Genomic DNA, 8,699 nt, shown 5'->3' with positions numbered 1-8,699 from the left:
AGCAGAATCCAAAACATCAAGTAAATATGTAACATCTCGTGATTTAGGTGCAATCGTAACTTTTTCAAATAGATCAATCCAATCTGGATTTTTGTCAGGAATATCAGGCAAAACTAAAAATACTGAAGAAATTGCAGATTCTTTATCTGACCCAGACATACCCTTTATTTTTTTAGTAACATCCTCTAAAATTAGAGTTCTATCTTTCTTTTGTGAAGTTAGGTCTGGGATTTGATTTAAGTAGGGCTTAATTTTATCAGATTTAGAAAGGCACGTTAGGAAATCAGCTATTTCATTAGCTTCATAAATTGCCGCTTCAGTATTAGGTCCTTTTCCAGCATGTAATCCACCTGCTCTTGCGGTTGATAGAATTCCAAAATTGGAGGTTCTATTTTCTAGTTCTTGTCTATGTAAGGATGGGTTACTAACCCCTTCAACTAAAAAATCAGAAATTGGCCTCGCCTCACTTACAAGTTTTCTAAAGTCTGATAAGATTTCAGGAAAACTTTTAAAATTACCAGACTCTCTTTTTTGTATTGATAAACCATGAGCATGGATTAAACATGCAGCCATTGCAAGTTCTGCTGAAACACCGATTAAGCCAATAGAAATAGCATTTTCGGAACTTTTTTCCCTTATCTCATATCGTTTTGATCTTGACAGTCTATTTGCAGCTGTATGTAAAGCATCAAGACTTGATTCGAGCATCCTAATTGATTCTCTCCGAAGAAAAAGTGGCATACAATAGCTTAAATTTAAGTCTCAAATCATTACAGTTAACGCCATTGCGTATAAGGTACCTTAAAAAGGTTGACTAGTTAAGTAATGAACAGACAGGGAAAAAGCCAAAAGTTGGCAAAGAATAGGCGAGGTGCGTCCGCTTAATGCGGGTTATAGGGCGCTACGAATTTTTGAAAAGAGCTACACGTCTAATTAAAATGGCTTCGCGTTTTTATTTATCATTTTACACGGCTCACTTGGGTTACCACTAGTTTCTACCTTTCCTTTATTTCTCCACTTATAATAATAATCAAAGTATGAATCAGAATTGAGGAAATGGAAAGATTTTTTGGTAAAGGCAACGTCATCGCTATTTACATCTTCAATTATGGATGGGATATTTTCTGCATTATACTTTGTGTTTACAAAGAAAACATCAAAATTATTTGAATTCCATTTGTTATTAGTATTTGAGAATAAAATTTCTAATTGAAGATTTGTTTTTTCTTTTAAGCCATAGTTATTATTCGTCAAAAATTCTTTTGTTTTCAGCTCAGTTTTGCCATCATCATGTATAATCTGCACACACGCATTTCTATGATTATTACCTATAAAAATAAGCCTATCGTCTAAATAGCTTAACAAGTCAGAAAAACTATGGAAAATACCGATGTGATATTTTTTGTGCATTTTGTTTAACTTTTTTAGGAAATTACGGTAAATACTCAATATCAATATGCGATCATGCCAATGCATAACACATTTTTCAATTCTTCCTTTTGAGTGATAAATAGTCAAACTTTTACTTTCTATACTTCTATCGGTTGAAGGTTATCCAATGATATTTTACCAGATTCTATATCATTAATAACTGATTCATATAAAAAGGATGCGATTTCCTGCCCTTCGTCAATAAAGTCCGCCCAGTCTTTTGAAGGTTCTTTCGATTGCAACCAACTAGAATATCTTTTTGCCTCGCTTGTCAAGTTTTGAAACTCATCCATATTATTCCCGTGCTTTTGAAATCCAAGCCCAGAATTGGAAAGACAGAAAACAAGAAATTTTGTGTAGTCTAGTGCATAATTTGATCTATTTAAATGCCCACCGAAAATGATAAATGCAAAATCATCACTATTTTGTTCTATAGCTATCCCCATAGTTCTTAATGAATCATATGCTGCAATACCTTGATCCTTAAAACTTTTAAATAAATATGCATATCCTACTAAGATCCAATTTAAGTACTTTAATATATTTGGATCATTAGTGGGTGCAACTTCCAATGGATATTCAATTAAGGGTTTTAGCATTATTTGACCTATCGGATCATTACATGGTGAATCAAAGTAAATATTAGGAAAAGGAGTATTGATGAACTGCAGGACTTTCTCCATTGAGTCATTTATGACAAACTCGTCTTTAAATGCTAAACCCAAATCAAGCCTACTATATAATGTTAGAGGATGAATAGGATATGATTTAAAAAGTTTTTCTATTTTTTGAATATTTTTGGCATCCCTAATTTCCTCACTCACAGTAAATGCTCTCTTCCAATTATGGACAAATTCGTCTGAATAATTCATGTTTTTTATTAATCGTTTATCGCCATTGTTTAGAACATTCTCACCGCAATATTAAAATAAATTGCTGCTCCTTTTTAAACATTAAAATTTCTTTTAACTCGATTTAGGTGAGATCCTGCTTGAGAATTTCCAAGGTTTACAGCTCGTTGAAAATCATTTTTTGCGAACTTTACTATGTCTTTAACTTCTGACGGATGAACAGTATTGTTTTCTCCTAACAGTGCACCCATAATTGATATTGCCCTATTGTTATATGCATTTGCATACTCTGGATCAAAAATAATGGCAGCCGTAAAATCAGATATAGCCCGACTAAAATTTTCGAAATCAAGTGCTACTACTCCCCGATTATAATAACCATCAGCAGTAGTACAAACTTTTAACGATTGTTCAAAATCGGCATAAGCTCCCTGCACATTACCAGATTTATATTTTCTGATGCCATCTTTTATTAGCTTGTCTGCTTGTTCAATATGATCACCTGGAGTATCAAATAATATAGACTGTCCTTCTCTCAACTTTTTACCATTATCCTCCTTATTCTTGACTCTTGAAAGTAATTCACGAAGTTCTTCTATGCTAAGTTGCTTAGGTTGTAAATCGGAATTCGATTCATTACTAGTCATAATTAGTTAAATTTTTATTCGTGCAATAATTAATAGTTAGGTAAAATCCCTATAACGTCCCGCTTATGCACTGGTAATATGATAGTTCTTAGTTGAAGTAGAATATAATTGATAAGACAATTGAAACAACAGCTAAAATGACTCCTATAATTGCCCAAATATAGCTTCTCTTTCCAGTTTTATGTGAACTTTTTGCAAGTGCCATACTTGAATTCACCTTTGCTGTTTGTACCAAATGATCGTGATTGCTTGACAAAGTTTGTCGGGCTTGAGCCATGTCTTGCCTTGCAATAGTCAAACTTCGTATATATTGATCTAAAATTTTACGACGTTCACTGTCAGAAATTTCTTTTTCTGAAGTGGCACGAAATTTTGGGTTAAAGATGAAATCTCTTGCTTCCATCTCCCATTCAAGCATACGTATTTGAAGTTTATCGGCCTTTTTTCCTAAAGAGTTGTATTTTTTTGATTCTCCTTTTCCAGGGTTTGAAGGGGGATTTTCTTCATATATAATTTCATTTAACTCGTTAAATTCTGTCATAATTGTTTCATGTTCCTGCCCTAGTTCGTAGAGTTCAGGGTTTTCTGTACTATTAACGGAAATATTTTGTAGAGAAAGTAATTTCATTTCAATATTAAAAACAGTAAGATTGGTAAATGGATATCATGTTTTCAAATTAAATTAAGAAGACTTTATGAGTCAATAAATTGCCTGTAATTCCAAATATCCTTTCTGATTTTATTCTCAGGATTCAGATAATATTGAACAATTTCTTCTTCTGATTTTAATGAGAAGTTAATATTGAGATGCGCATAAATAAATCCAATACTTAAAAAGTAACCTTCTTTCGATGAATCCCTAAAGTCACTTCCCGATGGCTTACCCAGTACAGATTTATTCATATTTTTAAAGGACTCACTATTTTTACCAAACTGTTCAAGAATTGAGTCATTATTAGCATTTAAATCACCAACATAGCAGTGCCCCATATAAAAAGTTAAATTGTCTGCACGAAATATTAAGTCTTTAAGTGAATCATTCTTTTTTAATCCTACAAAAACGAGAGTAGGTTCATATATTTGACTATCTGTTAATTTAATTTGGGTATCTGTTACTGTATTTGATGACCATTGAAATCTAAAAAGATTTTTTAAGAAGACTTGTTCCGCCATTGGGTCCTGATTATACAAGCGTTGAATGATGTTGAAGTGACATAATACCAATAAGTTTCTAAACGCTAGTTCATAATTTCCAGTACCAATTAGAACTTTCATACTGTTTCCATAACTCCTTGAATCAAGAGGGTCAATTTCTTGAGCTTTTGAATAGTATTCTAAGGCACGACTGTAGTTCCCTTCTCTCTTTGCTTCAATGCCTTTGTTAAGTACTTTTGTAATTTCATCCATAATTTATTTAAAAGAATTAGGGGTAATTAGATTCATTTACTTAATAGAAAGCAAGCTATGGCGAATAAATTTTAAGTATGAGTATTATTTTTTTGAACCTATGAAGTTCTTCATCTTTTAAGGTTTATTCAAAGCCCTATAACGACCTGGCGCATAAGGTGCGTGCAAAACAGTGCTGAAATTGTTTTAAAATGTACTATGGAAACTGATCAAATAAAACCGGTGGAAAATGGCGAGGCACGTCACACTTAATGCGCGTGTTATACAGCGACCTCAATTTTTATTCTTTATAATTTTATTTAAAAAGTTTGTCATCCATTTCTACTCCATATTTGGTTGCCTTTTCCATTATTCCATCATAGACTTCACCTTTTGAAAGCCCTAAGTATCTCATAGTTTCAAAACTGATATCATACCTGTCGGTAATATTTTTCGGTGATGTTATTGCTGCATAAAAATATCCATTTTGTTTAGGATTAAAGGTCGATTTTGAGTTAAAACGAACACGATTCAAAATTGTATTGTAACCTTCTTTTAAAAAAAGATTGCTGTGGTCTCCAACACCACCAGCTCTAAACTTTATATTTCCATTTTCTTTCTTGAGCTCACACTCAAGCATAAAGTCATCGTTATTTTTGGCTTGATTAGCTACTGAGCTTGCTTCAAAAATTAGTTGGTTTCCAACTTTAATATCAAAAGGCTCTACATTGGTTGAACCACAGAAACTACATTTTATATTATTTTCGTCTCGCTGAAAATTGATCGCGCCCATTGCGTTATATTCAGTATCTTGCAATAAATCTTCCGGTCTGTAATCAGGAATATTTATTGATTGATTTTCAGCTTGTAGGCAATCCCTGCAGCCTGCAGTATAGGTTACGGTTGTCATAAATTTCCCCTTATTAAATATTACTTTTTAGAATTAAATATAGTACCTACTAATTGTTTCTCATCTCCATTTTTCAGTGTAAATATTTTTGCTTTAACTGTTTCATCATTCGACTCAAAATAGCTATTAATTATTTTGCGAATTTGACTATTAGCGTCCTCTAAATTTAGTCCAGTTAATCGCTGGTTGTTAAGATGTAAGACATTCTCGCTTCCATCTTTAGACTTAATAACGACGATTTGTCTGGGAAACTCATCTAAGAAAGGTTCGTTTGATAAAAAATCGGAATAATCCATATTTAAATATTGATGATTCGAGTTTATTGAGCTGTATAACGATATTGCACATAACCGGCAGGCACCAGAATGTTGAATTAGTTTTAAAATGATAGATTAACTAATAACTGGAAGGGTGGCAAAGAGACGGTGATTGACTTATCAATTGGCTCAAAGCCCTTGTTAGGGTTTTAGTAAGATTCAATTATACGAGCTTTATCTGGCACATAATTATTTCTAATACTTTCTAAAAAACTATCAATATCTTTGGTAAATTTTGCAGTATAATAATCGACTCTTTCATCAATTGACTGGTACCTATATCTATGTCCCGGCCAATCTATAAGGATTACTGAACTAGGATTTCTTTGGATATAATTTATAGTTGAAACCATTCGTATTATATTTTTTGCCAACCCATCTAATCGGGGGTGATTAATAATTACTTTTCTACCGTCAGGCACTTCAACTTTATATATTTTTTGATCTCCACCCCACCTTTTTTTCGATTCTATTTGGATATATGAGGGATTATGTTTTGGAACTGAATCAACTTTTTTAAATAGCTCATTTTTCTTATTTCCGTCTTTTACGATCTTGACCTCGCAATTATTTCTCATCTTGACATAGCATCTCCGCATATCCATTAACCAAGATTTTAACAAATTACTAACTTTATTATCATAGCGATATGAAACATCAAAATATATTCGAAGTAGCTTGGAATCTTCAGGTATATTATTTAGATGCAGAAGCTTTTTATTTATGTCTACAATCTTATCTACTTGATATTCATATATTGAACTAACTTTGGTGATCAATATCTGAGCATTATTGAATAAATTTATTTGCAAACTAAGAAATTGAGAAATATTGATTACTGTTGGAAATAGATCTTCGGTAAAAGGTAAATCATATTACACGTAACCGACACACGCTGGAATATTGAATTACTTTTAAATTAAGAGATTAACTAATAAATGAAAGGGAGTCAAAGAGATAGCTAGGCTGTCCGAGTATAATGTGCGGCTTATACAGAAGAATCCTCAATCAACAATGGGCATGCAACGGTTACTCCATCTAAAGAAAAACTCTCATTAATTAATAAGTCTAAGATCGAGGAAACCGTACGTCCAGAATTAAAAACATCATCAACGATTAAAAGCTTTATTGATCCATTAGGTGTTGATTCACATGAATAAGAGAGCGATTTCCTGTACTGCTTAAAAGTATTACCAACTCCTGATTTTGAGCCTTTAGTTCGATTAATGCAATCTGAGATCTCTTTAATATCAGGCCGAATTTCCTTGATTTTTTCTAAATAAGGTTTTGCATCTTCTCTGCTAGATGGAGGACGCAATATTATATCAAATTTGTATTCTTCTAAATTTTGAGCCAAGGATTTAGTAGCATGAGGAAGATTATTATTGTAAGATTGAGCAAATAAATTATCCTCAGGATTTTCTTTAGAAACAATTTCATAAGTTCCTGAACGAATAGACTGCAAATAATTTAAAGAAGTTCCATCTTTATATTTTGCAAGATAAACTAAATTGATAGAAAGATTTGGCTGTATTTGATCAAGATTTACTGTTTTTTGAGGCATTTATCTAAATCTTATCCTGTATAACCTAGTTTTCATTGTTCAATATTGTAGGCATTAAGTCCCTAAAAGGCTAGCAAGAATCTTGCAGTACAATAATTTAGCGTATTATCTGTATTAGGCGTCCGGTTCTATTTTTATTAGGTCAGTTTTCTGTAGATCTCTCAAGCAACTCCTCAGAATTATTCCGCACGTTGTTAACGGCTTTGTCTACAGGATAAAAGTCAATGGCATCATCCGGAAATGGGTTAAGCAATTCTTTTAATGCGTTCGTATTGTGGTTTTCGGGATCCAGCCACTCGACCCACTCTTCTTTCAGTAGCATAGCTGGCATGCGGTCGTGGAGGTCGCTCATCTTCTCGTTGGCATCGGTCGTAATAATGCTGTAGGTCGGTATTTTTTCGCCCCCGGGCGACTCCCACACGTTGTAGATTCCTGCAAAAGCGAACATCGGTTCATGGGTCGGGTGAATATAGTAAGGCGTCTTATTGCCCTTCTCCCCTTTCCACTCGTAGAATCCGCTGGCCGGGACCAGGCAACGGTATTTTTCGAATGACCGCTTGAATGATTTCTTGGTGTCGACGGATTCGGCCCGGGCGTTAATCATGCTGTAGCCAACCTTTTTCTCTTTCGCCCAGAATGGCAGTAAGCCCCACCGAAACTGTTGGATCGTTCGCTGGCCTTCGCGATTCTGTCCTACAACTGGCATGTTGTGAGTCGGGGCTACATTGTAATTAGGTCCATATCCCTCACCTTCGTCCATGACCGCATCAAACCATGCTTCCAATTCTTCGTCACTTTCAGTAAGTGTATAGCGTCCACACATAGTTTTTTGTTGGTTAATAGATTATACCTGTTGTTACAATCAGATATTATGATACAAAATTTCTGTAAGGATTGGGCGTCCTGGCGGTCTTACTTATGAACAGCATTTAGGGGTGATCATACTATGATTATCAAGCAAATTACCCTTTATCTTCAGGGCCGACTATCCGAGGAGCAGGCTATGGCCTTATGGACGTATTTACTATTGCATCCGGAGGCATTGGAACTACTGCAGACCTACTGGTTGTATCGCAAATTGTATGACTAGCAAGATCCAGTAATCAGGGCTTCCTTTTCCTGCTTGGAGTACTGTTTGATCTAATATTCATTCTTGCAAGCCTTTGAGCGGTCAGGATGTTCCTCGACAAATACTAATTCATCCGGATCATGGGCTCGTAGGTATTTTGCACCTTTGTGCCCTGCCTATGCTGATCCCACCGCCTGATCACATGGTTTGTGCTGCCGGTATACAAGCTACCGTCGGTGCAGCGGATCATATATACAAACCACGTGTTCATTACAATGATATTATTTGCTGGTGGCTATTGAGTCCTGAGTATAACAAGCCTTCACCAGTAGTGACAGGATAATTTTTAGCTCTATGCGGCAATAAAAAATCTAAAAAGATAAAATTCTGAGGCTCGCACTCTGGGGGATGCTTTTTTTGAATGTCAACTCCTGATCCAAAATCTAAACGATATATTCCTGTGCGAGAAATGGGCGGCGATTAATCCAGTAATTGCCATAGGGTATAAAAATAATAAACATTTT

13 protein-coding genes are annotated in these 8,699 nt (G+C 34.4%); 1 reads left to right on the top strand and 12 read right to left on the bottom strand.

Annotated features, from left to right (window positions below):
- From U5J89_RS12415 to U5J89_RS12365, 11 genes are all read right to left on the bottom strand, one after another.
- A partial coding sequence (locus U5J89_RS12415; RefSeq protein WP_322575955.1) for a hypothetical protein occupies nt 1-708 on the bottom strand: 708 nt, incomplete at its 3' end.
- Between the two features lie 225 nt (nt 709-933).
- Nucleotides 934-1,410, bottom strand: coding sequence for a hypothetical protein (locus U5J89_RS12410; RefSeq protein ID WP_322575954.1), 477 nt, complete (start codon nt 1,408-1,410; stop codon nt 934-936).
- 119 nt (nt 1,411-1,529) lie between these two features.
- A complete protein-coding gene (locus U5J89_RS12405; protein ID WP_322575953.1) occupies nt 1,530-2,303 on the bottom strand; it encodes a hypothetical protein in 774 nt (257 codons plus the stop codon).
- 74 nt (nt 2,304-2,377) lie between these two features.
- The gene (locus tag U5J89_RS12400) at nt 2,378-2,929 is read right to left on the bottom strand and encodes a tetratricopeptide repeat protein (RefSeq protein ID WP_322575952.1); all 552 of its coding nucleotides are present in this window, start codon (nt 2,927-2,929) and stop codon (nt 2,378-2,380) included.
- Between the two features lie 88 nt (nt 2,930-3,017).
- Complete coding sequence (locus U5J89_RS12395; RefSeq protein ID WP_322575951.1) at nt 3,018-3,557, bottom strand: hypothetical protein; 540 nt, start codon at nt 3,555-3,557, stop codon at nt 3,018-3,020.
- Between the two features lie 65 nt (nt 3,558-3,622).
- On the bottom strand, nt 3,623-4,336 hold the full coding sequence (locus tag U5J89_RS12390; RefSeq protein ID WP_322575950.1) for a hypothetical protein: 714 nt from the start codon (nt 4,334-4,336) through the stop codon (nt 3,623-3,625).
- A 295-nt stretch (nt 4,337-4,631) separates the two neighbouring features.
- Nucleotides 4,632-5,225: a hypothetical protein gene (locus U5J89_RS12385; RefSeq protein ID WP_322575949.1), complete on the bottom strand. Its 594-nt coding sequence runs from the start codon at nt 5,223-5,225 to the stop codon at nt 4,632-4,634.
- A gap of 20 nt (nt 5,226-5,245) precedes the next feature.
- The gene (locus U5J89_RS12380; protein WP_322575948.1) at nt 5,246-5,521 is read right to left on the bottom strand and encodes a hypothetical protein; all 276 of its coding nucleotides are present in this window, start codon (nt 5,519-5,521) and stop codon (nt 5,246-5,248) included.
- A gap of 170 nt (nt 5,522-5,691) precedes the next feature.
- Nucleotides 5,692-6,321: a hypothetical protein gene (locus U5J89_RS12375; RefSeq protein ID WP_322575947.1), complete on the bottom strand. Its 630-nt coding sequence runs from the start codon at nt 6,319-6,321 to the stop codon at nt 5,692-5,694.
- 209 nt (nt 6,322-6,530) lie between these two features.
- Nucleotides 6,531-7,106: a hypothetical protein gene (locus U5J89_RS12370; RefSeq protein ID WP_322575946.1), complete on the bottom strand. Its 576-nt coding sequence runs from the start codon at nt 7,104-7,106 to the stop codon at nt 6,531-6,533.
- Nucleotides 7,107-7,248: 142 nt separating this feature from the next.
- Nucleotides 7,249-7,929: an SOS response-associated peptidase gene (locus tag U5J89_RS12365; protein ID WP_322575945.1), complete on the bottom strand. Its 681-nt coding sequence runs from the start codon at nt 7,927-7,929 to the stop codon at nt 7,249-7,251.
- A gap of 123 nt (nt 7,930-8,052) precedes the next feature.
- On the opposite strand from U5J89_RS12365, the gene U5J89_RS12360 reads away from it, so the two are divergent.
- Nucleotides 8,053-8,196: a hypothetical protein gene (locus U5J89_RS12360; protein WP_322575944.1), complete on the top strand. Its 144-nt coding sequence runs from the start codon at nt 8,053-8,055 to the stop codon at nt 8,194-8,196.
- Nucleotides 8,197-8,299: 103 nt separating this feature from the next.
- Here U5J89_RS12360 and U5J89_RS16030 read toward each other — a convergent pair whose 3' ends face one another.
- Nucleotides 8,300-8,425 carry a GIY-YIG nuclease family protein gene (locus U5J89_RS16030; protein WP_416208531.1) on the bottom strand — a complete coding sequence of 42 codons (126 nt, stop codon included), beginning with the start codon at nt 8,423-8,425 and terminating at the stop codon, nt 8,300-8,302.
- Between the last annotated feature and the right edge of the window lie 274 nt (nt 8,426-8,699).

The sequence above is a fragment of the Fodinibius sp. genome, assembly GCF_034521915.1.
In the GTDB taxonomy this organism is placed as follows: Bacteria; Bacteroidota; Rhodothermia; order Balneolales; family Balneolaceae; genus Fodinibius.
Note: the sequence above shows the minus strand (reverse complement) of the source record. Positions and strands in the feature narration are given on the sequence as shown.

Coding starts and splice junctions, on each gene's coding strand:
- U5J89_RS12410 (WP_322575954.1), bottom strand. CDS start 1,410: ATGCACAAAAAATATCACATCGGTATTTTCCATAGTTTTTCTGACTTG.
- U5J89_RS12405 (WP_322575953.1), bottom strand. CDS start 2,303: ATGAATTATTCAGACGAATTTGTCCATAATTGGAAGAGAGCATTTACT.
- U5J89_RS12400 (WP_322575952.1), bottom strand. CDS start 2,929: ATGACTAGTAATGAATCGAATTCCGATTTACAACCTAAGCAACTTAGC.
- U5J89_RS12395 (WP_322575951.1), bottom strand. CDS start 3,557: ATGAAATTACTTTCTCTACAAAATATTTCCGTTAATAGTACAGAAAAC.
- U5J89_RS12390 (WP_322575950.1), bottom strand. CDS start 4,336: ATGGATGAAATTACAAAAGTACTTAACAAAGGCATTGAAGCAAAGAGA.
- U5J89_RS12385 (WP_322575949.1), bottom strand. CDS start 5,225: ATGACAACCGTAACCTATACTGCAGGCTGCAGGGATTGCCTACAAGCT.
- U5J89_RS12380 (WP_322575948.1), bottom strand. CDS start 5,521: ATGGATTATTCCGATTTTTTATCAAACGAACCTTTCTTAGATGAGTTT.
- U5J89_RS12370 (WP_322575946.1), bottom strand. CDS start 7,106: ATGCCTCAAAAAACAGTAAATCTTGATCAAATACAGCCAAATCTTTCT.
- U5J89_RS12365 (WP_322575945.1), bottom strand. CDS start 7,929: ATGTGTGGACGCTATACACTTACTGAAAGTGACGAAGAATTGGAAGCA.
- U5J89_RS12360 (WP_322575944.1), top strand. CDS start 8,053: ATGATTATCAAGCAAATTACCCTTTATCTTCAGGGCCGACTATCCGAG.
- U5J89_RS16030 (WP_416208531.1), bottom strand. CDS start 8,425: ATGATCCGCTGCACCGACGGTAGCTTGTATACCGGCAGCACAAACCAT.